The 21295-nt window shown below is 70.3% G+C and carries 21 protein-coding genes and 3 pseudogenes; 9 read left to right on the top strand and 15 right to left on the bottom strand.

Annotated elements, in window-relative coordinates; translation table 11 throughout:
• Positions 1-366: 366 nt before the first annotated feature.
• The 3 genes from AB0F11_RS24120 (at position 367) to AB0F11_RS24110 (ending at position 6311) form a co-directional block, all read left to right on the top strand.
• The gene (locus AB0F11_RS24120; protein WP_362177323.1) at positions 367-2748 is read left to right on the top strand and encodes a non-reducing end alpha-L-arabinofuranosidase family hydrolase; all 2382 of its coding nucleotides are present in this window, start codon (positions 367-369) and stop codon (positions 2746-2748) included.
• A 42-nt stretch (positions 2749-2790) separates the two neighbouring features.
• Positions 2791-5418 carry an RICIN domain-containing protein gene (locus AB0F11_RS24115; RefSeq protein WP_362177321.1) on the top strand — a complete coding sequence of 876 codons (2628 nt, stop codon included), beginning with the start codon at positions 2791-2793 and terminating at the stop codon, positions 5416-5418.
• 167 nt (positions 5419-5585) lie between these two features.
• Positions 5586-6311, top strand: coding sequence for an ImmA/IrrE family metallo-endopeptidase (locus AB0F11_RS24110; RefSeq protein ID WP_362177319.1), 726 nt, complete (start codon positions 5586-5588; stop codon positions 6309-6311).
• Here the strand turns inward: AB0F11_RS24110 and AB0F11_RS24105 are convergent.
• Positions 6308-6997, bottom strand: coding sequence for a DUF6445 family protein (locus AB0F11_RS24105; protein WP_362177316.1), 690 nt, complete (start codon positions 6995-6997; stop codon positions 6308-6310). The genes AB0F11_RS24110 and AB0F11_RS24105 overlap by 4 nt on opposite strands.
• 174 nt (positions 6998-7171) lie before the next feature.
• Entirely contained in the window at positions 7172-7573 is a 402-nt protein-coding gene (locus AB0F11_RS24100) for an ATP-binding cassette domain-containing protein (RefSeq protein WP_362177313.1), read from the bottom strand.
• An 86-nt stretch (positions 7574-7659) separates the two neighbouring features.
• Between AB0F11_RS24100 and AB0F11_RS24095 the strand changes: the two genes are divergently transcribed.
• Positions 7660-7833 carry a hypothetical protein gene (locus AB0F11_RS24095; RefSeq protein ID WP_362177310.1) on the top strand — a complete coding sequence of 58 codons (174 nt, stop codon included), beginning with the start codon at positions 7660-7662 and terminating at the stop codon, positions 7831-7833.
• Positions 7834-8037: 204 nt separating this feature from the next.
• On the opposite strand, the pseudogene AB0F11_RS24090 reads toward AB0F11_RS24095, so the two are convergent.
• The 5 genes and pseudogenes from AB0F11_RS24090 to rpmG form a co-directional block, all read right to left on the bottom strand.
• Positions 8038-8435: pseudogene (locus tag AB0F11_RS24090) on the bottom strand (ABC transporter permease subunit); the annotation flags it as partial.
• A 69-nt stretch (positions 8436-8504) separates the two neighbouring features.
• Positions 8505-8741, bottom strand: a complete 237-nt coding sequence (gene rpsR / locus AB0F11_RS24085; protein ID WP_362177308.1) for a 30S ribosomal protein S18 — start codon at positions 8739-8741, stop codon at positions 8505-8507.
• 68 nt (positions 8742-8809) lie between these two features.
• The gene (locus AB0F11_RS24080; protein ID WP_362177305.1) at positions 8810-9961 is read right to left on the bottom strand and encodes a GTP-binding protein; all 1152 of its coding nucleotides are present in this window, start codon (positions 9959-9961) and stop codon (positions 8810-8812) included.
• The gene (locus AB0F11_RS24075) at positions 9961-10206 is read right to left on the bottom strand and encodes a type B 50S ribosomal protein L31 (RefSeq protein WP_362177302.1); all 246 of its coding nucleotides are present in this window, start codon (positions 10204-10206) and stop codon (positions 9961-9963) included. The genes AB0F11_RS24080 and AB0F11_RS24075 overlap by 1 nt, the downstream gene beginning before the upstream one ends.
• A gap of 43 nt (positions 10207-10249) precedes the next feature.
• Entirely contained in the window at positions 10250-10414 is a 165-nt protein-coding gene (gene rpmG / locus AB0F11_RS24070) for a 50S ribosomal protein L33 (RefSeq protein WP_362177299.1), read from the bottom strand.
• A gap of 67 nt (positions 10415-10481) precedes the next feature.
• Between rpmG and rpmB the strand changes: the two genes are divergently transcribed.
• The 4 genes from rpmB to AB0F11_RS24050 all read left to right on the top strand — a co-directional run bounded on the left by rpmB (position 10482) and on the right by AB0F11_RS24050 (position 13153).
• Complete coding sequence (gene rpmB, locus AB0F11_RS24065) at positions 10482-10718, top strand: 50S ribosomal protein L28 (RefSeq protein WP_362177296.1); 237 nt, start codon at positions 10482-10484, stop codon at positions 10716-10718.
• Positions 10718-11023 (top strand): 30S ribosomal protein S14, encoded by a 306-nt coding sequence (rpsN, locus tag AB0F11_RS24060; RefSeq protein ID WP_362177293.1) that lies wholly within the window; start codon positions 10718-10720, stop codon positions 11021-11023. Before rpmB ends, rpsN begins: the two co-directional genes overlap by 1 nt.
• A 773-nt stretch (positions 11024-11796) precedes the next feature.
• The gene (gene rpmF, locus AB0F11_RS24055) at positions 11797-11967 is read left to right on the top strand and encodes a 50S ribosomal protein L32 (protein WP_150206903.1); all 171 of its coding nucleotides are present in this window, start codon (positions 11797-11799) and stop codon (positions 11965-11967) included.
• On the top strand, positions 11942-13153 hold the full coding sequence (locus tag AB0F11_RS24050) for a GTP-binding protein (RefSeq protein WP_362177290.1): 1212 nt from the start codon (positions 11942-11944) through the stop codon (positions 13151-13153). Before rpmF ends, AB0F11_RS24050 begins: the two co-directional genes overlap by 26 nt.
• 305 nt (positions 13154-13458) lie before the next feature.
• Here the strand turns inward: AB0F11_RS24050 and AB0F11_RS24045 are convergent, their stop codons facing one another.
• Positions 13459-14238 (bottom strand): TIGR03943 family protein, encoded by a 780-nt coding sequence (locus AB0F11_RS24045; RefSeq protein WP_362177287.1) that lies wholly within the window; start codon positions 14236-14238, stop codon positions 13459-13461.
• Positions 14235-15140, bottom strand: a complete 906-nt coding sequence (locus AB0F11_RS24040) for a permease (RefSeq protein ID WP_362177410.1) — start codon at positions 15138-15140, stop codon at positions 14235-14237. Before AB0F11_RS24040 ends, AB0F11_RS24045 begins: the two co-directional genes overlap by 4 nt.
• A gap of 324 nt (positions 15141-15464) precedes the next feature.
• On the opposite strand from AB0F11_RS24040, the pseudogene AB0F11_RS24035 reads away from it, so the two are divergent.
• A pseudogene (locus AB0F11_RS24035) lies at positions 15465-15878 on the top strand (ketopantoate reductase C-terminal domain-containing protein); the annotation flags it as partial.
• A gap of 85 nt (positions 15879-15963) precedes the next feature.
• On the opposite strand, the gene AB0F11_RS24030 reads toward AB0F11_RS24035, so the two are convergent.
• The 6 genes and pseudogenes from AB0F11_RS24030 to AB0F11_RS24005 form a co-directional block, all read right to left on the bottom strand.
• A complete protein-coding gene (locus tag AB0F11_RS24030) occupies positions 15964-16374 on the bottom strand; it encodes a GNAT family N-acetyltransferase (protein ID WP_362177408.1) in 411 nt (136 codons plus the stop codon).
• A pseudogene (locus tag AB0F11_RS24025) lies at positions 16354-16544 on the bottom strand (NADP oxidoreductase); the annotation flags it as partial. The pseudogene AB0F11_RS24025 and the gene AB0F11_RS24030, both read right to left, overlap by 21 nt.
• 282 nt (positions 16545-16826) lie before the next feature.
• Positions 16827-18011, bottom strand: coding sequence for a sn-glycerol-3-phosphate ABC transporter ATP-binding protein UgpC (gene ugpC / locus AB0F11_RS24020; protein ID WP_362177284.1), 1185 nt, complete (start codon positions 18009-18011; stop codon positions 16827-16829).
• Positions 18012-18101: 90 nt separating this feature from the next.
• The gene (locus AB0F11_RS24015) at positions 18102-18935 is read right to left on the bottom strand and encodes a carbohydrate ABC transporter permease (RefSeq protein ID WP_362177281.1); all 834 of its coding nucleotides are present in this window, start codon (positions 18933-18935) and stop codon (positions 18102-18104) included.
• Positions 18935-19897 carry a sugar ABC transporter permease gene (locus tag AB0F11_RS24010; RefSeq protein ID WP_362177278.1) on the bottom strand — a complete coding sequence of 321 codons (963 nt, stop codon included), beginning with the start codon at positions 19895-19897 and terminating at the stop codon, positions 18935-18937. Before AB0F11_RS24010 ends, AB0F11_RS24015 begins: the two co-directional genes overlap by 1 nt.
• A gap of 70 nt (positions 19898-19967) precedes the next feature.
• Positions 19968-21194, bottom strand: a complete 1227-nt coding sequence (locus tag AB0F11_RS24005) for an ABC transporter substrate-binding protein (protein WP_362177276.1) — start codon at positions 21192-21194, stop codon at positions 19968-19970.
• Positions 21195-21295 lie beyond the last annotated feature (101 nt).

Here is a 21295-nt window from a genome sequence, read left to right as displayed (position 1 = left end):
GCGACCACGGGCGACCGGACCACGGGGCCCGGCGTAACACTTTTCGCCTGCGAGATGCATCACGGGGCGATCTTCGGGGCGGCGCCGCATTTCTGTTACGCGGCCCCGCGCCCGCCAGCCTCCACTTCGTGGGGTTCTTCCCGCCGCTCACCATGCGAGCCGGCGTGAGCGGTCCCCACCTCCCCGTAGGCACATACGCGAAAGAAAGCCCCCCATGACGCGACATCCCCGTGAGCCCCGCGCGAGCCGTACGCAGGATCGACGCCCCGTCCCGCACCGCACCCACCCCGCGGCGGATCAGGCCGTGCCGGCCGATGCCCCCGCGATCACGCACCCCGGGGCGACCCGAGACCAGCGAGGAGCAGCATGAAGGGCCTGCACCGGCGCGGTCGGCACCGCCGGACACTGACGATCGGACTGTCGGCCGCGGCGCTGCTGGCGGGTGCCCTGACGCTCCTGCCCGGCTCCGCCGGAGCCACGACACCCCTGGGCACGCATGCGGCGCCCTCAGGCAGGTACTTCGGCACTGCTGTGGCCGCCGGCAGGCTCGGCGACTCGAAGTACGCCGCCATCCTGGACCGGGAGTTCAACATGGTCACCCCGGAGAACGAGATGAAGTGGGACGCCGTCGAACCGTCCCGCGGCAACTTCAACTTCGGTCCGGCCGATCAGATCGTCAACCACGCCGCGGCGCACGGCCAGCGCCTGCGCGGCCACACCACGGTCTGGCACTCGCAGCTCCCGTCCTGGGTCGGCTCCATCGGCGACGCGAACACGCTGCGCAGCGTGATGAACAACCACATCACCACCGAAATGACCCACTTCAAGGGCAAGATCTACGCCTGGGACGTGGTCAACGAGGCCTTCGCCGACGGAGGCAGCGGCCGGCACCGCAGCTCGGTGTTCCAGAACGTGCTGGGCGACGGCTTCATCGAGGAGGCGTTCCGCACCGCCCGGGCGGCCGACTCCTCGGCCAAGCTCTGCTACAACGACTACAACATCGAGAACTGGTCGGACGCCAAGACCCAGGGCGTCTACAGCATGATCAGGGACTTCAAGTCCCGCGGCGTGCCGATCGACTGCGTCGGGTTCCAGAGCCACTTCGGCCCCGGCGGTCCCCCGGCAAGCTTCCAGACCACCCTGTCCCGTTTCGCCGCCCTCGGCGTCGACGTCCAGATCACCGAGCTGGACATCGCCCAGGCGTCGCCCACCCACTACGCGGACACGGTCAAGGCCTGCCTGTCCGTGGCCCGGTGCACCGGCATCTCGGTCTGGGGCATCCGCGACAGCGACTCCTGGCGCAAAGGCGAGCACCCCCTGCTGTTCGACGACAACGGCAACCCCAAGGCCGCCTACACGGCTGTCGTGAACGTCCTCAAGACAGCCCCCGGTACCGCCCTCGGGACCGGCACCGGCACGATCAAGGGCGTCGCCTCCGGCCGCTGCATCGACATCGCGGGTTCCACCACGGTCAACGGAACCCAGGCGCAGCTGTGGGACTGCCACGGAGGAACCAACCAGCGCTGGACCTACACCTCCGGCAAGCAGCTGATGATCTACGGCAACAAGTGCCTGGGCGCCAGGGACAAGGGCACCGCCAACGGCACCGCGGTGGTCATCGAGGACTGCAGCGGCGGCGTCAGCCAGCAGTGGAACATCAACACCGACGGCACGATCGCCGGGTCCCAGTCGGGGCTGTGCCTCGACGCCGTCGGCGCGGCCACCGCCAACCGCACCAGGATCCAGCTGTACTCCTGCTGGTCCGGCGGCAACCAGAAGTGGACCGGCCTGCCCGGGACGCCGGCCCCGACGAAGCCCGCGCCGACGGGCGGCACGTGTGCTCTCCCGTCGACGTACCGGTGGACGTCCACGGGTGCGCTGGCGCAGCCGGCGAACGGGTGGACCTCGCTGAAGGACTTCACCACCGTGACGTACAACGGCAAGCACCTGGTCTACGGGTCGAACTTCTCGGGATCTTCGTACGGCTCCATGATGTCCGGGCCCTTCACGAACTGGTCGGACATGGCGTCGGCCCGTCAGACCGGGATGAGCCAGGCGGCGGTGGCTCCCACATTGTTCTACTTCGCGCCCAAGAAGATCTGGGTGCTGGCGTACCAGTGGGGGGCGTGGCCCTTCATCTACCGCACGTCGAGCGACCCGGCCAACCCCGACGGCTGGTCGGCGCCGCAGCCGCTGTTCACCGGGAGCATCCCCCGCACCGATTCCCCCACCGGCCCGATCGACCAGACCCTGATCGCCGACGACCAGAACATGTACCTGTTCTTCGCCGGGGACAACGGCAAGATCTACCGGGCGAGCATGCCGATCGGAAACTTCCCGGGGAACTTCGGCTCCTCGTACACGACGGTCTTGGGTGACACGCCCGACAACCTGTTCGAGGCGCCGCAGGTGTACAAGGTCCAGGGCCAGAACCAGTACCTCCTGATCGTCGAGGCGAAGGGTGCGAACCAGACGCGCTACTTCCGCTCGTTCACGGCCTCCAGCCTGAGCGGCGCTTGGACCCCGCAGGCCGGCAGCGAGAGCAACCCCTTCGCGGGCAAGGCGAACAGCGGCGCCACCTGGACCAACGACATCAGCCACGGCGACCTGGTCCGCGACAACCCCGACCAGACGATGACCGTCGACCCCTGCAACCTGCGGTTCCTCTACCAGGGCAAGTCCCCCACGGCGGGCGGTCCCTACGACCGACTGCCCTACCGGCCGGGCCTCCTCACCCTGCAGCGCTGACCTGCCCCGATCCACAGTGATACGCAAGGAGAACACCTCCCCATGAAGAACCCCACGAACGGCGGGCGCCGCGGACGTCACCGCCGTCGCTGGACCGGGACCGGACTGCTGCTCGGTGTGCCCGCCGTCCTCGTGCCGTACCTCCTGTACGTGCAGGACGACTCGCAGGCCGCGACGATCGACGGCAATTCCTACTACCGGCTGGTCTCCGTACGCAGCGGCAAGGCGCTGGACGTCAACGCCTTCTCCACCGCCGACGGCACCCGCATCCAGCAGTGGACCGACCAGAACACCGCCAACCAGCAGTGGAAGCTGCGGCCCACCGGGGACGGCCACTACGAGCTGGTGAACCGCAACAGCGGCAAAGTGCTGGGCGTAGCAGGCGATTCAACAGCCCAGGCGGCCGCCGTCGAGCAGCAGACCGACACCTCCTCCACCTCCCAGGAGTGGCGGATCGACGAGGTGAGCGGTTCCGACGCCGTCGTCCTCACCTCCCGCAGGAGCGGCCAGGTCCTGGACGTCGCCGGCGGCTCCACTGCCGACGGCGCGGCAGTCATCCAGTACCGCGGCCATGGCGGTACCAACCAGCAGTGGAAGCTGGTGAGGACGGCCGGGACCGATGCGCCGGGATCCGGGCCGTACACGTGGCGAAACGCCCAGGTGGTGGGCGGCGGTTACGTCACCGGTCTGGTGTTCAACCCGCGGGAGAAGGGCCTGCTGTACGCACGTACCGACATGGGCGGCGCCTACCGCTGGGACACCGGGGCCGAGCAGTGGATCCCGCTGACCGACTGGATCGGCGAGAAGGACTGGAACCTGCTGGGCGTCGACGCGCTGGCCACCGATCCGGTCGACGCCAACCGGCTCTACCTCGCCACCGGCACCTACACCAACAACTGGGCGGGCAACGGAGCGATCCTGCGCTCCACGGACCGCGGCCGCACTTTCCAGCGCACCGACCTTCCCTTCAAGCTGGGCGGCAACGAGGACGGCCGCGGGGCGGGCGAGCGGCTGGCGGTCAACCCCGCGGACAACGGCACCCTGCTGCTGGGCACACGCAAGAACGGCCTGTGGCGCAGCACCGACCACGGCGCGACATGGAGCCAGGTCTCCTCGTTCCCCGTCAAGGACGGGGCGAGCAGCGGCGCGGGCATCTCCTTCGTGACGTACGGGCCGGCCGGCAGCAAGACGGTCTACGTCGGCGTCGCCGACAGGTCCACCTCCCTCTACCGCTCCACCGACGGCGGCAGCACCTGGCAGGCCGTCCCCGGGCAGCCGACCGGCCAGATGCCGCAGCACGGCGTGCTCTCCGGTGACGGCTCGCTGTACCTGACGTACACCAACGCCCTCGGCCCCAACGGCGTGACGGGGGGCTCGGTGTGGAAGCACACGCCGGCCGGCGGGGCGTGGAAGAACATCTCCCCCTCCCAGGGCAACTACGGGTTCTCCGGTCTGGCCGTCGACCCGCGCAATCCCTCCACGGTGATGGTCACGACCCTCGGCCGCTGGTGGCCGCAGGACGAGATCTACCGGACCACCGACGGCGGCACGACATGGAAGGCACTGGCCGACAAGTCGGTGCGGGACGCCTCCGCCGCTCCGTACGTGGGTACCGGGACGGGGCACTGGATGACCGCCCTGGCCATCGATCCCTTCGACTCCGGGCACGTGCTGTACGGCACCGGCAGCGGCATCCTGCGCAGCAAGGACGCGGGCGCCTCCGACAGCGGCGGCACCAGCCACTGGAGCGTGGGGGCCCGCGGGCTGGAGGAGACCGCACTGCTGGACGCGATCGCCCCGCCCGGCGGCGCCCACGTCATCACGGCCATGGGCGACCTGGGCGGATTCCGCCACGACTCCCTGACCGACGTGCCCCCCGGGCGACTGAAGAACCCGATGATGACCAACAGCACCTCCATCGACTTCGCGCAGTCCAACCCCTCGATGGTGGTCCGGGTCGGCCGTGGCGGCGCGCAGGACGGCGCCTACTCCACCGACGGCGGCCGCAGTTGGAACGGCTTCGCGTCCGAACCGGTGGCCGGCGCCGACAGCGGCCGGGTGGCGCTCTCCGCCGACGGCTCGGCCATCGTCTGGACGCAGGCCGGCCAGGCCCCGTACCGCTCGACCGACAAGGGAGCGAGCTGGTCGAAGGTCGGCGGCCTGGGCACCGACGCCCTCGTCGTCGCCGACCGCTCCTCGGCCGGGACGTTCTACTCACTGGCCGGCGGCACGCTCTACGCCAGCACCGACGGCGGGGCGACCTTCAGCGCCCGGGCCGGCAACCTGCCCGCCGACGGCCGGCTCAAGGCCGTCCCCGGGGTCGCGGGCGACCTGTGGATCGCCGGCGGCGGCCAGGGGCTCCTGCACTCCACCGACGGCGGCCGCACCTTCACCAGGCTCGCCCCGGTGAAGTCCGCCTCCGCCCTCGGCTTCGGCAAGGCCGCACCCGGCGCCTCCTACCAGGCCCTGTACCTGATCGGCACCGTCAAGGACGTCACCGGCGTCTTCCGCTCCACCGACAAGGGCGCCACCTGGCTCCGCGTCAACGACGACGCCCACCAGTGGGGCGGCATCGGCAGCACCGGCGTCATCACCGGCGACCCCGACGCCTTCGGCCGCGTGTACGTCGGCACCAACGGACGCGGCCTCCAGTACGGCGACCCGTCCTGACCCCGACGCCCGGGCGGGGCCGCAGGCACAACCGGGCCGGAGCGGCTCCGCCTGCGCGGTTGCGGTGTCGCCGTCCGCGCGGGCGCCCCTGCGTCCCGGCAGGGCGTGCGCCGAGGTCTGCCCGTTCCTTCGGGCGGGGATAGCCCCGGCGGACTGCGCGGCCCGGAGTGCCCTGGAACCAGGGCAGCAGGCACCCGGACCGCGCAGTCAGCCCGCACGGTCCGCCGGCCGTGCGCAGTGCTGCGCAGCCCCCGTTGTGGGCGGCGCAGCCCCCGAAGCCGTCGACGCCGTCGACCGCACCCTCACCGGAGCCGAGAAGGCCAACCACGAGACGAGCAGCCCGGCGTGGCTGCGACCACCACGCGACCGCATCCAGGGGCTCGGTGAGGTCGTCCGCCGGCTCCGCTCTCCCGCGCCGCCGGCCGTCAGGGCCTCGGCTTGCCGGCCGCAGGCCGGACGTGCGACCACATTGCGACCACCATGGCTCAGGACGCACGGAAGGCCGCCCTCCCAGTAGTGAGAGAACGGCCTCCGACGGTCCGACGCATGGAAACCACGGGATCGTCGTCCTAGCGGCCGCCGACGAGGCGGCCCGCACGGTTGACGCCTTCTCCTCCCGGCCCGCGCGTCCGGTGGCGATCCTCACGCCCAACCGCACCAACGACGCGTACCGCCACCGGTTCACCGCAGCACACGAGCTGGGCCACCTCGTCCTTCACGGTGACGCCACGGGCGACAGCCGACAGGAGCGCGAGGCTGAGTACGTCGTCGGACACCACCGGCGCGCACCTCGAGCACCCTCTCGGACCAAGGGACCGCCTGCGCAGCGCGAACCCACTCCCGCGCGCCGGCGGTGGAATCCGGTTGATCACCTGCCGGTGGTCCAGGCTTAGGCCATCCAGAAGAAGACGGCCGTCATCCGCTTGTCCTCCAAGGTGCTGCCCACGTAACCGGTCGCGGTGTGGATGAGGTTGGCCGAGTACAGCAGCAGACGGTTGTAGCGGGGCGGGACGCGCAGGTCCTCGGTGAAGGAGTCCTCCGGCACGAAACGGGTGCCGAGTGCGTCGACGAGGTTGTTGTGCGGGGCGAGCACCTGGTTGCCGCCGAGCACACCGCCGGGCAGACTCTGGCGGTAGAAGCTGGTGCCGCAGTCCTTGGGCAGGTCCGGGCTGAGGTACAGCACCGCCGCGTAGCGGCACAGGCTTCGGGAGTCGGTGTGCGGGCGCGGTTCGCATTCGTCCTTGCCGACGACCTGGACGCAGTTGTGGTTGAAGATGCCACCGCCGACGGGATCCACGGTCCAGATCTTGCGTACCCCGACGGTCCTGCACACCAGCTTCTCCACGTGCGCGAGCTCCGCCGGTTCAAGACCGGGCATCGTGCGCAGCCCCGGCCATGGCTCGGGCTTGTACGGGTAGCCCTCCACCCAGTCGTCCCGCTCGAGCACGCGGGCCCGTACGGCATCGGGGTCGGGCAGGACATCGTCCAGGATCCAGTAGTCCCGACCGCGCGTCGGCTTGCGGTACGGCAAGGCCTGGAGCCCGCCGTGGCGTGGGGGGTGTGACGGCAGAGACGGCATGACGGGAACGCTAGCGCCGGGGAGGGCGTCATGCGCCAAAGCGCCGCCAAGGCTGCGGCAAGACATCGTCATGTGGGCATTCAGCCCGTCGGGATGCCCGTACACCGACCGGGTACGCAAGTCTGTTCGTTGCCTGCCGAGCCCCTCCTGCCAGAGGGAGGCCGGAGCAGACTGCTACTGGCATGCGGCCAAGCGGCCGGTGTCGAGGACGGCGGTTCGGTCGGCCAGGGCGTCGGCGGCTGCCCCGTCGTGGGTGATGAACACCAGGCTGAGAGCGCGTCGTTCCCGCAGTGCCGCCAGGTGAGCGAGGAGAGCGTCCCGGGTGGCCGGGTCGAGCCCGGAGGTGATCTCGTCGCACACCAGGACTTCGGGCTCGGCCAGCAGGGCCCGGGCCAGGGCCGCCCGTTGGAGTTCGCCGCCGGACAGCGCACCAGGACGGCGCAGGGTCAGCTCCTCGGCCAGGCCCAGCTCCGCCAAGGTCCGTACGGCCGCCCGGCGTGCGGTGTCCCGGTCGGCGCCACGCAGTCGGACCGCGGTGCGAGCGACCGACAGCGTGATGCCGTGTAGTACCGGCACCGTGCCGGGCGGTCAGCTCCCGCACCGCGATCCGTGTGGCGGCACGCCGGATCGTGGCTCGCGGCTTGGGGAGCCCGGGCCGCGTAGTGGGGGCGGGCAGCACCGCGTCCGCGGGGGTCGGGCAACTGAGCCCGGCGCAGGGCGGCCTCGACGCGGTCGCGGATCTCGCGGCGGGTTCCGCCCCGCTGGGCGGCGATGTCCCGCAGAAGCGCTCCGGCGCGGCGGGCGGGGTTCAGGACGGCGGCGGGGTGCTGGGGTAGGTACGTAGCCGACGGCGCCGGGTCCCGGGGTGCGGATCCGGCCGTCGACCCGGGCGCCGGACGGGAACTCGCCGAGCAGGGCGCGTCCGGTGGTGGTCTTTCCGCTGGCCGTGACCCGTCCCGCGCGGGCCGTCAGGCTCACCCCGTCCACGAGCGTGCCGCCGGCGACCTCCACCCGGAGGTCTTCCACTTCCGCGACCGGGTTCATCCCCGGCCTCCTGACAGGGCCGCGATGAGCAGGGCGGGCACCACCGCCGCCCACGGCTGCAGGAACAACCCCGATCGGTTGGGGTCCACCATCACCGCCCAGTCGGCGGCGTCCGGCTGGACGCCGATGCCGAGGAACGCGGCGGTGGCCACCAAGTACAAGGATCCGGTCAGGCGGATCCCCGCGTCGCGGCGAGGGTCCGGCGCATGGACCGGGCCACGTAGCCGAACGCGGTACGCCACCAGGACTCGCCCTGCATGCGCAGGGCCTCGACGGCGGGCCGGGCGGAGATCTCGGTCGCCGCCGCGTGCACCACACCTACCGCGTCGGGTACGGCGGCCGGTCCCACCAGGGCGGCGAGCCCGACCGGCCCCGGCGAGAGCGTCGAAGCCACCCATCCCCCGCGCCGCGAGGCGCGCCAACGGACCGGCTGATGGTGTCCGGGCGATGAGCCCGGGTGCCCTCAGCGGCCGGCGTACGGCAGCAGCGCCATCTCCCGTGCGTTCTTGATGGCGGCGGCGAGGGCACGCTGCTGCTGGGCCGTCACCCGTGCGACGCGTCGGCTGCGGATCTTCCCCCTGTCGGAGATGAACTTCCGCAGCAGGTCGGTGTCCTTGTAGTCGATGTAGGTGACCTCGGCCGCGTCGAGGGGGTTGGGGCGGGACTTCAGGGGCTTGCCGGGGTGCGGACGTCGGGCCATGGGGGGCTTCTCCTTGCATGGATGATTCGGTTACGGCCTCGCCGGGCCGTGATCAGTCTGGGCGGGTGTCAGGCGGCGTCGAGGAGGGAGTCGAAGGCGGCGGGCAGGTGCTTCCAGGCTTCGCGTCCCGACCCGTACTCCGCGTCCGTCAGCAGGCAGGAGTCGAGGAGCTGTTCCAGCCCGTCCCGGTCCAGGCCGGGCGAGGTGAAGACAAGGTGCTGGCAGCAGTCGCCGTGGTCCGGGTGCCAGTCGAGTGCGGCTGCCGCCTGGCGCATGGGCGGGACCATGTCCCAGGCCGCGTCGGGCAGTGACGCCAGCCACGGCCCGGCGCTCTCCACGCACAGCGCTCCGCCGGCCGCGTCCCAGGCGAGCAGCGTGTCGGGGCGGTCGGCGAGCCAGAACCTGCCGCGGCTCCGGGCGGCGGCACAGCACAGGTCTTCGAGTGCCTGGTAGAGGCGTTCGGGATGGAACGGCCGTCTGCGGCGCCACACGAACGTGGTGACGCCCGCCTCGTCGGCTTCCTGGGGCAGAAGCGCGCACGCAGGATGCTGGGCAGCTGCGGCGGCCTCGACGTTGAACCCGGCGAACGCGGCCCGTGCGAGTTCCATGGAGGCGGCCGGCACCCGTCGCGCGGTGGGATGCAGCTGCGCGAGGAGGGCGTGGTCTTCGTCGTCGGCCTCCTCGCTGTCGACAACGGCGAGGACGGGCGCGTACTCCAACTGACGGGCCCAGGTGTCACCGACGGTCCGCTGGTCGGTGGGGGCCGCCGCAAGACCGGCCTCGGCCAGGTCGTCGCCGTTCGCGAGATACGGCAGGACAAGCGCCGGGTCCACGGCGGTGATCACGCCCGTCACGACCAGCCGGTCGCCGCCATGCCCGGCGATGACCTCCGCCATGGCCCTCGGTTCGACCGAGTCCCACAGCTCGACCACGGCGAGACGGGTCAGACCACTGTCCGCCATCCGCTCCAGCTCCGGGACCAGGTCCTCGCGCAGCGCGCAGCACGCGCAGTCGTTGACCAGGGGTGTCTCGCCGCGGGAGAGGATGCCCGACGCGTCGCGGATCAGGCGGAGCACGGTGCCGTCCGGTGCCGCGGCCAGGTCGTGGTGCAGTGCCACACTGCCCGGAACCGCATGCAGGAGGCGCTCTACGACCTCCTTTCGTGCGTCGGCGTGAAGGCCGGCGACGATGACGACGGGAAGCTGGTGGTCGCGGGCCATCAGCGGGCTCCGTAGCGGCGCTCGAACTTCTCGACACGGCCGGCGGCGTCGAGCACGCGAGCGGTGCCGGTGTAGAAGGGGTGGCTCCCCGAGGAGATCTCCACGTCGACGACGGGGTAGGTGTTGCCGTCCTCCCAGTCGACGGTCTTGTCGCTGGTCATCGTGGAGCGGGTCAGGAACGCGGTGCCGGAGGCGGAGTCGCGGAAGACGACGGGCGCGTAGGCGGGGTGGATTCCGGGCTTCATGGCAAGGGGCCTTTCGATGAGTCGGGGCGGGGTGTGCGGGGGATCAGCGCTCTTCGCGGAAGTCGACGTGGCGGCGGACGACGGGGTCGTACTTGCGCAGCACCAGCCGCTCGGGGTCGTTGCGCCGGTTCTTGCGCGTCACATAGGTGAACCCGGTGCCTGCCGTGGAACGGAGCTTGACGATCGGGCGGATCTCGTTGCGTGCCATGAGGCTAGTATATGACACTGATTTTCATTACCAACAAGCACGCTCCCCCAGAAAGGCGGCCGCATCCATGTCTGCCCACTGTCAACTGACCGGCGCCAAGCCGGGCTTCGGCAACAACATCTCCCACTCACACCGGCGCACCTCGCGCCGCTTCGACCCGAACATCCAGCACAAGCGCTACTGGCTGGCCGGCGAGGGGCGCCACGTCCGCCTGACGCTGAGCGCCAAGGCGATCAAGACGGTGGACGCGATCGGCATCGAGGCCGCCGTGGCCCGGATCCGCGCCCGAGGGGGGAAGGTCTGATGGCCAAGAAGAGCAAGATCGCGCAGAACGAGAAGCGCAAGGAGATCGTTGCGCGCTACGCCGCCCGGCGGGCCGAACTCAAGGAGGCCATCCGACACCCGTCGTCCACCACGGCGGAGCGGGAAGCCGCTGCCGCGGAGCTGCGCCGGCAACCGCGCAACGCCAGCGCCACCCGAGTCCGCAACCGCGACAGTGCGGACGGCCGCCCCCGTGGCTACCTGCGCAAGTTCGGGCTCTCCCGAGTGCGAGCCCGGCAGCAGGCGCACGCAGGCTTCCTGCCAGGAGTGAAGAAGTCGTCCTGGTAGGCGACACCCGGACCCCAAACCCGACCCTCGGTCGAGCACTACCCGCACACTGCCCCGCGCGAGTCATTGAACATGATTACCATTAATGATTAGGGTGTGTTCCGTACGCGTGCGGCACCTCAACGGGCAAGCAAGGGGGGCTCGAAGAGGGCCGCACGCGTACATCTCCAAGGCCGAGCCGTCACGGCGGAACCGGCTCGACTCCGAGACGGCCTCACTGCGCGTACGCCCGCCCATGAGTAAGGCCCGGGCGGTGTGTCGGTCGCCATTGGCTTTGGCCGGAGCATGCGGGGCGGGCGATGGCGTCGGAGTCGGGAGTCGCCTTTGAAAGACCTTCAGATCGAGGCCGCTGACACCGTTCTCGTGGCGATGGCCACCCCGGACGACCCTCGCCCCGGAAAGGGAGCTGCCGTTCTCGCACGACACCTCAACCCCGGCATCGGGGTGACCGAGCTGCGGCAACTCCCCACGGAGGGCGCGGCGCTGACGGCCAGCCGGCCAGGCGGCCAGGCGGTCACCGAAGCGCGCACGCAAGACATGGGAGTCGCCACTGAAGGCTGTCGCCCCCCTCCCTCCCGTCACCCCAGACCCCGACCCCGCGGCGTCCAGCCTCGTACGGCACGCCTGGCGCCCGCTGCACCCGGGCCGGCTCGCCGAAGGGCTCGGGGACGTCACGCTCGACCACCCCCCATCACCCCCACCCTCCATATTGATAATGGTACCCATTTTCATATAGCCTCGGCGAGTCAGTAACCAGACCGAGGAGTCCCACCATGGCCGTCCCAAAGCGGAAGATGTCCCGCAGCAACACCCGCCACCGCCGCGCACAGTGGAAGGCGACCACGCCCCAGCTCGTGCCGATCACCGTCGACGGCTCCGTCTACCAGGTGCCGCAGCGCCTGGTGAAGGCGTACGAGCGTGGCCTCATCCACCCCGAAGGCTGATCCCGTGGTCTCGTACGACCGCCTGCCGGTGACGGTTCTGTCCGGCTTCCTCGGCGCCGGAAAGACCACCCTGCTCAACCATGTCCTGAGCAACCGCGAAGGCCTGCGGGTCGCGGTGATCGTCAATGACATGAGCGAGGTCAACATCGACGCCTCGCTCGTGCGCGGTGGCGAGGCGGCGCTCTCCCGCACCGAGGAGCGGCTGGTCGAGATGACCAACGGGTGCATCTGCTGCACCCTGCGCGACGACCTGCTGGAGGAGGTCGACCGGCTCGCCCGCGAAGGCCGTTTCGACTACCTGCTCATCGAGTCCAGCGGTATCTCCGAGCCCATGCCGGTCGCCGCCACCTTCGCCTTCCCCCGGGACGACGGCGCCACCCTCGGCGACCTCGCCCGCCTCGACACCATGGTCACCGTCGTCGACGCCTCGAACTTCCTGCGGGAACTCGCCGGCGGGGACGAACTGGTGGCGCGCGGCCTGGACCAGTACGAGGACGACGAGCGGACCGTCAGCGATCTCCTGATGGACCAGGTCGAGTTCGCGGACGTCATCGTCATCAACAAGCTCGACCTGGTCGGGCCGGGCGACGCCGCGCGACTGCGCGCCACCCTCGCCCGGCTCAATCCCGAGGCCCGGATCCTGCCCGCCGTACGCGGCCACGTGGCGCTCGAACAGGTACTGGGCACCGGACTGTTCGACGTGGAGCGGGCCCAGCAGGCCCCGGGCTGGGTCAAGGAGCTCAACGGCGACCATGTCCCGGAGACCGAGGAGTACGGCATCTCCTCACTGGTGTTCCGCGCCGACGCGGCCTTCCACCCCGGCAGGCTGTGGACGTTCGTCACCAAGGGCCTCGACAGCGGCACCTTCGGGCGAATCCTGCGCTCCAAGGGCTTCTTCTGGCTCGCCAGCCGTCCCCGGGTGACCGGTCTGTGGTCCCAGGCCGGCGCGGTGGCCCGGTTCGAGCCCTCGGGGGCCCGCGGCCCGGACAGCGCCCAGGGCCAGGAGCTGGTGTTCATCGGCACCGGACTCCGCGCCGAGGCCCTCCGGGCGGCCCTCGGAGCCTGCCTCCTCAGCCCGGACGAAGCAGTCCCGGCCGAGGACGAATTCCCGGAGTGGGAGACATACGGCATCGACGACGCCTGCGAGCACGAGCCCGTCGCCACACCCGTGCCGAAGGCAGCCTGAGACTCCGGGCTGGGCGGTGGTCGCAGCCACGGCACCGCCCAGCCCGGCCCCTCCCGGAATGCCGCCTTCTGCGACGACCGGCCGGCGCCCTGAAGATCCGGACCATTCGCGGACCAAGCCGCCGAACCTCGGGCCCCACACCCTAGGCAACCGGGCTGCCGCTCCTGCGCCACCAGCAAACCAAGGATCTGCTGATGTCGAGCTGGGGCCCTTGGCGCGATGACAAGTTGTGGAGCCTCAGCCCGATGGGGTCGATACCCGGGCCAGGGCGGGACAAGGCGGCGTGGCGGACCCCGGCCGAGGACTCAGCCGTCCGTGGGCGGCGCGTCGTGGTAGGGATTGCGCGGTTGCCCCACGGGCTTCAGGACACCGACCTCCAGCGTCGGGACGGGGTTCTCGACGGGGACGTGCTCGGCCCGCCAGACGCCCGTGACCTCGACCCAGGTGTCGTTTTCCGGCGCCTTCACACCGTGCATCTCCACGCGCAGGGTCCGCGCGTCGGCCGCGCAGCAGCTGAGCTTCAGGCGGTTGAGGTACCAGGTGTCCGGGCTCTTGCCGGCGGAGACGAATCCGAGCAGCCGGACCTCGCGGCCACGCAGGGTCTTCGGCGCGTGCACGGAGCGTCCGATGAACTCCTCCAGGCCCATGGGTGTGGTCGGCGCCTCCGGCAGTTCCTCGTAGGCGGCCTGCTCGACCCCCGTCGCGGCCCCGTCCCTTGAGGCCGTGTACGAGCCGAGCGCCGGCGGGGCGACGAACATCAGGGTAAGGGCGGGTACGGCAAGGAGCCAGGCGACGGGCGTGGCAGGCCCGTGCCCGTGGTCGGCGTGCCCTTCCGTGTGATCGCCCAGCGGCTGCCGCACGCGGCGCACCACCTCGGCTCCCAGCCCCGCGAGGCCCAGGGCGAGCAGCAGGAGTCCGGACGCGATGAGGTACGGCCGCAGCCCTTCCTTGACGTACCGGAGGTACACGTCGCTGCGCGCGGTGGTGTGCAGCAGGCCCGTGCCGGTCAGCGCCATCAGGACCGGCGGACCGAGTCCGCTCAGCAGGCCCGGCTGCGCCACGCGGTCGGGGTGTCGTCCGGTCACAGGAGCACGCCTCCGACGAGTACGCAGCACAGGACCGCCACGGCGAACGTGCCGCCGCAGAACCGCACCGCGAACGCCCGTCCGAAGGCCCCCGACTGCAGGGCGATCAGCTTCATGTCGACCATCGGGCCCACCACCATGAAGGCGAGCCGGGCGGTCGGCGAGAAGCCGGTGAACGAGGACGCGACGAACGCGTCCGCCTCCGAGCACACGGACAGGAGCACCGCGAGCGCCGCCGCCACCAGGACGCCCAGCCAGGGAGACCCGGAGAAGGTTTGCAGGACGGACGGCGGTACGAGGACGTTGAAAGTCGCCGCGGCCATGGCGCCGACCACCAGGAAGCCGCCCGCCTGCAGGAAGTCGTGCTGCATCCCGCGCCGGAAGGCCTCCAGCCGGCCCGCGCCGGGTGCATGCTCCGCGTGCCCCGTCGGCGGCCGCAGCCACTCCTCGCGCCCCCACCGGATCCACAGCCAGCCCATGACCACGGAGGTGACCAGCGAGGCGCCGAACCGGGCGGCCACCATCTCGGGCTTGCCGGGGAACGCGATCGCCGTCGAGACGAGCACCACGGGGTTGACGGCGGGCGCGGCGAGCAGGAACGTCAGTGCCGCCGCGGGAGCCACACCCCGTCGCATCAGGCTGCCTGCGACCGGCACCGAGGCGCACTCGCACCCCGGCAGCACCACTCCGGCGGCACCGGCCACCGGCACGGCGAGAACGGGGTTGCGGGGCAGGATCTTGGAGAAGACCCGGGCGGGGATGAACGCGCCGATGGCCGCCGAGACGACGGTGCCGAGGATCAGGAACGGTACGCCCTGCATGACGATGGCCACCAGCAGCGTGCGCCACGCCTCGAACGCCGTCAGCCCGAAATGCCGCTCCAGCCACGGTCCGGCGAGCACCGCGGCTACCGCGGCCCCGACCAGCGTCGAGCGGACCGTCCCGGTCGCCGTCCGGTGCCGTCGCCCCGAGTCGTCCTCGCCGCCATCCGGGTCGAAAGGAGGTGGCGGTGCCGTCGCCGCACTCGCCGATCCCTCAACCACGCTGCGCCCCTCGCTCTTCCTCCGAGGCGCGGCGGAACGCGCCCGGCCCGACCGGAGGTGGCCCGGCGCGAGCGGGCACAGACTAGCCCACGACAATCATATTCATCTACTGCTCAGTGGCTCGTGCAGGTCAGGAGGCCGAGACGGCGACCGACCCGCGCCGACCCTGAGCCCGCCGTTCCGATCGCCGAACTGCTCACCGGGATCGGCGCGAGCACCCGCGTCGTCCCGGACGAGAACGCCGTGCTGTGGGGCAAGCTGGCCTTCCTGGCACCCTTCGCGCTCCTCACCACCCGCTACCACCTGCCGATCGGCACTATCCGGTCCGAGCGACGCGACGAGCTGGCGGCACTGGTCGCGGAGACCACCGCTGTCAGCAGGGCCTTCGGTGGGCCGACGGACGTCAGCCAGATCATGACGCGCCACGACGCCTTCCCAGCCGACAGCAAATCGTCAATGCAACGCGACGCGGAAGCGGGCCGACCGCTGGAACGCGACGTGATCGGCGGCGCCTTGCTCCGGGCGGCAGAACGACACGGCATCCATGCGCCGCTCACGACACGTCTGATGACCGAACCGGCTGCCACTGAGGTGTAGGACGCGAGGAAGGCACGAGCCCCCCGACCATCCGCAGCGGCCGGCCGGGGGCCGGCGGGGATGGTCCGCCGCCGGCCCGCACAGCCTATGCCTGGCGGAGCTCCGGCGCCGTGGTCATCCGGTAGCGAGCCAGCTCACCACCGTCCTCGGCGGGCACGGTCTCGAACCTGTCGAAGCCGGCCTTTTCCAGGACGCGGACGGAGGCCGGGTTCGACAGTTCGACGCCGGCGACCACGGTGTGGACCCCGGGCGCGCCGAGGGCGAACGCGGCGAGTGCCGTGGCAGCCTCAGTAGCGTAGCCGCGGCCCTGATGGGAGGCGACGACGCCGTAGCGGAGCTCGAGAGCGCCCTCGGCAGGCGGCCAGAACAAGCCGATCGAACCGACGACGCGGCCGGTGCGCCGTTCGATGATCAGCCGGTGGCCGTATGCGCCGAGCCAGTCGGGGTTGGCTTCGAGAAGCCCTGCGATGACGAGGTCGAAGACCGGCGGGTCCATACGCCAGACACCCTCGTGGCGGAGATTGAAAGCCCTGACGACCCGCGCTCCCGGCGCGGCGCCCGCCAGACACAAGACCGCCGAGGCCCCCGGTCCGCCAGCAGCCGGAAACCCGGACCGACCGGGTTGGAGCAGTCGATCAGCACCCGCCCGTCCAGCCGCTCCCGCACCTCTGGCCCTCGGGCCCGCCCGCATCGTCCCGACGGGTGCCGTGTGGGCCGCGCGAGTTTGTCGCCCCACTACTGGCCCTTTCCCCTACGCCCGGATCACAAGGTCCGCGAAACCTGGGTGTGGACGGCAGTCACGACCTCTGCGGCCTGACGGTGGCCCACCTCTACCCGTCCATCGCGCCGGACGGCCGCGTCACATCGGCCTCGTGACTCCTTCCCGCCATAACGACGGCACCCTTCACGGGTACATGGATGCGGATCGCGCCCGTGTGTGGTGCATCGTCAGTCCGCCCTCACCGGATTCGTAAGGTTCGCTCCGGTCGCCGGGTCGAACACGTGAGCCTTGGCCATGTCAACCTGCAGCTCTACCGGTTCGCCCTCGCGGGCACCCGTGGCGGCGTCCAGGCGGGCCACGATGTGATGGGTGTCGGCGCCGGTGTCCCGCAGGCCCGAGTCCTTGGCGAGCTCCTCCAGTTCGGTGGTCGTTGCGGGGCCGCCCCCCGCGGTGAAGTAGACGTACACATCGGAGCCCAGCGACTCCAGTACCTCCACGGTGGCGGTGAAGACCGGGCCCGTCCGGTCCCGGTGTGGCAGGGCGACGTCCTCGAATGCCTCCGGTCGTAGCCCTACGATGACCTCGCGGGGCGCGTTCCGCCTTTCCAGCGCCTGCCTCGTACGGGCGTCGAGGGTCAGGTCGCCCAGGGGCGAGCGCAGGGCACTGTTCTCCAGAGTGGCGTTCAGGAAATTCATCGCCGGGGAGCCGATGAAGCCCGCGACGAAGATGTTGCGCGGCAGGTCGTACAGTTCGGCAGGTGTGCCGATCTGCTGGACCAGGCCCTGCCTCATGACCACGACGCGGTCGCCGAGCGTCATCGCCTCGGTCTGGTCGTGGGTGACGTACACGGTGGTCGTGCCGAGGCGCCGCTGCAGCCGGGAGATCTGAGTGCGCATCTGCACCCGGAGTTTGGCGTCCAGGTTGGACAGCGGCTCGTCCATCAAGAACGCCTTGGGATCACGGACGATCGCCCGCCCCATGGCCACCCGCTGGCGCTGACCGCCCGAGAGGTTGGCGGGCTTGCGGTCCAGGTGCTCGGTGAGGTCGAGGATCCGGGCGGCTTCCGTCACCTTGGCGTTGATGGTGTCCTTGTCCACCTTGGCCAGGCGCAGCGGGAAGCCCATGTTCTCCCGGACGTTCATGTGCGGGTACAGGGCATAGCTCTGGAACACCATGGCGACGTCGCGTTCCTTGGGAGCCAGGTCGTTGACGACTCGGTCTCCGATGCGCAGGGTCCCCTCCGTGATGTCCTCAAGTCCGGCGATCATGTTCAGGGTGGTGGACTTGCCGCATCCCGACGGGCCGACCAGGATCACGAACTCGCCGTCGGCGATCTCGAGGTCCAAGTCCTTTACGGCGAGGGCTCCGTCGGGAAAGCGCTTGGTGACTCCCTCAAGGGTGATCTCGGCCATGGCTGATGCCTCCTTGCCGTCATGCCTTCCGGGGCCGGGCACTGCGGTCGGTGTCTCGGGCCGGTGGCCTGTCTGCCGCGATCGGCCCGTTCATCCCTTGACCGCCCCGGAGGTCAGCCCGGCGACGATCCGCCGCTGGAAGAAGAGGACGAAAATGATGATCGGGATGGTGATGACCACAGCGGCGGCGGCGATCGACCCTGTGGGCTGCTGGAACTGGGAGCTCCCGGTGAAGAACGCGATCGCGGCCGGCACGGTGCGCGCGGACTCGGTGGAAGTCAGTGAGATCGCGAACAGGAAGTCGTTCCAGCAGAAGATGAACACGAGAATGGCCGTGGTGAACACGCCCGGCGCGGCCAGCGGCACGATCACCATCCGGAAGGCCTGCGCGGGCGTCGCCCCGTCGACCTTGGCGGCCTTCTCCAGATCCCAGGGGATCTCCCGGAAGAAAGCCGACAGGGTGTAGATCGCGAGCGGCAGGGAGAAGGTCATGTACGGGATGATCAGCCCGACCCAGGTGTCGAAGATCCCGATGATCCGCTCGATGTTGAACAGTGGTGACACCAGGGAGATCGGGGGGAACATGGCGATCAGCAGTGACATGCCGATGAGCACCCGCTTGCCGGGAAAGCGCAGCCTGGCCACCGCATAGGCGGCCATCGTGCCCAGCGCCACCGCGATCACCGTGGCGATCAGGGCGATACCGATCGAGTTGATCAGCGCGCGGGTGAACTCGGCGGTCTCGAAGATGCCCCGGTAGTTCTCCCACGTCCAGTCCGTGGGGATGTAGTTGCCGTCCGTCAGGGTGGTGGGGTCCTTGAACGACAGCGCGGCGATCCACCACACCGGGAACAGGGCGTACAGCACCACCACCACGTTCATGACACCCCATCGGGCGGCATGCGACTTTCCCACCGCGGCCATCAGCGCTTCGCCTCCGCGCCGGGTGCGGAGGTGCCGAACAGTTTGACGAAGGTGAAGGCGATGATCCCGACGCAGATGAAGATCAGGACCGAGATCGCCGACCCGATGCCCAGGTTCAGCGAGGTGAACAGGTTGTCGTACCCGAGGATCGACAGAGAGCTGGTCCCCTGGGCGCCTGCGGTCAGGACGTAGACGTTGTCGAAGATCCGAAACGCGTCCAGTGTGCGGAAGAGCAGTGCCACCAGGACGGCCGGTTTCATCAGCGGCAGCATGATCTTGGTGAAGCGCTGCCAGGCGGTGGCACCGTCCACCATGGCGGCCTTCAGGGTCTCCTCGGGGACCAGCGCGAGGCCCGCGAGCAGCAGCAGGGCCATGAAAGGCGTCGTCTTCCACACCTCGGCGAGGATGATCAGCCAGAGGGCGGGCCACTGTTCGGTCAGCGGGGCCTCTCCGCTGGGCAGCAGCTCGGCGAGGTATCCGAGCTCCGGGGTCCAGGCGTACTGCCAGGAGAAGGCGGCGACCACGGTGACGATCCCATACGGAATGAGTACCGACGTGCGGACGACACCGCGCCAGAAGATCGTGCGGTGCATCACCAGGGCGAGCCCCATTCCGAGGACCAGCTCGATCGCCACTGACACGACGGTGATGAAGAGCGTGACCCAGAAGGCGTCCCACCAAAACGGGGATGACAGCACCGCCCCGTAGTTGCTCAGGCCCACGAACTCCGCCTGTCCGGGAAAGCGCAGGTCGTACCGCTGGAGGGACAGGTAGACGGCGTACCCGATGGGGTAGGCGGTCACGGCGATCATGACGACGACCGCGGGCGCGCAGAGCAGCCAGCCGAGCCGCCGCTCCTGCCTGGCGCCCGCCGAGAGTGCCGCCCGGTCCGGCCACACCTGCTCCATCTCCGCCTCGGCGGCGGGCGGTTGGGTTCCGGCCGGTTGCGCCCGCGTGCTCATCTCGGGCCGTTCGAGGACGAGGCCCGCGCGCTGCGGCGCCGGCTGACGGAGTCGTGCGGCAAGATCTGGTTCACGGGATCACACCCTCGGATCGCAGGGCATCGTCGATCTGCTCCCCGATGGTGTCGACGGAGCTTTCCGGTTTGATCCCGGCCGGTGGAGACAGCGTGTGGGAGACCGCGATCGACACGTTCTGGTAGGCCGGAGTGAGCGGGCGCACGCTCGCCGACTCCAGGGCGGCCAGCACCGCCTCGGAGAAGGGGTACTCCTTCATGAACGCGGGCTCGTCGTACAGGGCGCGAAGGGTGGGCGGCAGACCGCCCTCGAGCGCGGCGGTGAGCTGGTTTTCCCGGTTGCGCAGGCACAGCGCTGCCTCGAATGCCAGGTCGGGGTGGCGCGAGTAGGCACTCACAGCCAGATCGATGCCGCCGATGGTGGGCCGTGCCGGACGGTTCGCGTCGACCCGAGGGTACGGCGCCCAGCGGAAGTTCTTGAACAGCTCGGCGTTGTTCGCCCTCATCGACGGATAGACGAACGGGTAGTTGAGCTCGAACGCCGCCGCCCCCGACTCCATGGCGAGGCGGTTCTGGTCCTCCATCTGGTTGGGCAGGGAGGGGTCCGCGACCGGAGACTTCGCCAGTTCACGCATGATCCCCGCGGCTCGCACGGCAGGAGGGCCGAGTGAAGGCTCGGTCGCGCTCGCGTTGAGGATGGAGCCGCCCGCACTGTTGATCAGCGTGTTGAACCAGACGGTCAGGCCCTCGTACTGGGCGCCCTGGATCTCCACGTAGTGCGGTTTGCCCTGCCGGGCGAGGGCGCCGGCCATGTCCAGCATCTCGGCCCAAGTCCTGGGTGGGGTGGGCACCAGGTCCTTGCGGTACCACAGGAGCTGGGTGTTGGTGTTGTACGGGACGGCGTACAGCTTGCCTTTCCAGGTCGAGGTCTGCAGTGGTACGCGCAGGGTGCCCTCGACAGCCTGCTGCTTCGCCGCCCCCGTCCATTCCCGGATCCAGCGCGCCTCGGCGAACTCCGCCGCCCAGGTGACGTCCAGGCCCAGGATGTCGAGCGAGTCGTCCTCGGCGGCGAGTCTGCGTACGAGCTGCTGGCGCTGGCCGTCCGCGGCCCGCGGGAGCTTGTTGTAGCTGATCCTGTAGCGGCCGCCCGAAGCCCGGCTGCACCGGTCGGCCGCCTGCTGGAGTGCACCGGAGTCGTCGGGGAAGTTGTACCAGTTGAGGGTGGGCCTGCCGGAGCCCTCGTCACCGCCACAAGCGGCGAGCACCGACGCCAGCAACGGCATTGCGGCGAACGCCCGCAGCCAGCGCGTCCCTCTGGGACGTCCCTTCTGACCCGAAGCCGGTCGGCAGCCGCACCTCGCGCGCACGCGCTCCACACCCCACT

Origin of the sequence: Streptomyces sp. NPDC032472 (assembly GCF_040636955.1) — a bacterium.
GTDB lineage: Bacteria > Actinomycetota > Actinomycetes > Streptomycetales > Streptomycetaceae > Streptomyces.
The sequence above is the reverse complement of the archived record's forward strand: the minus strand, read 5'-3'. Positions and strand labels throughout refer to the sequence as shown.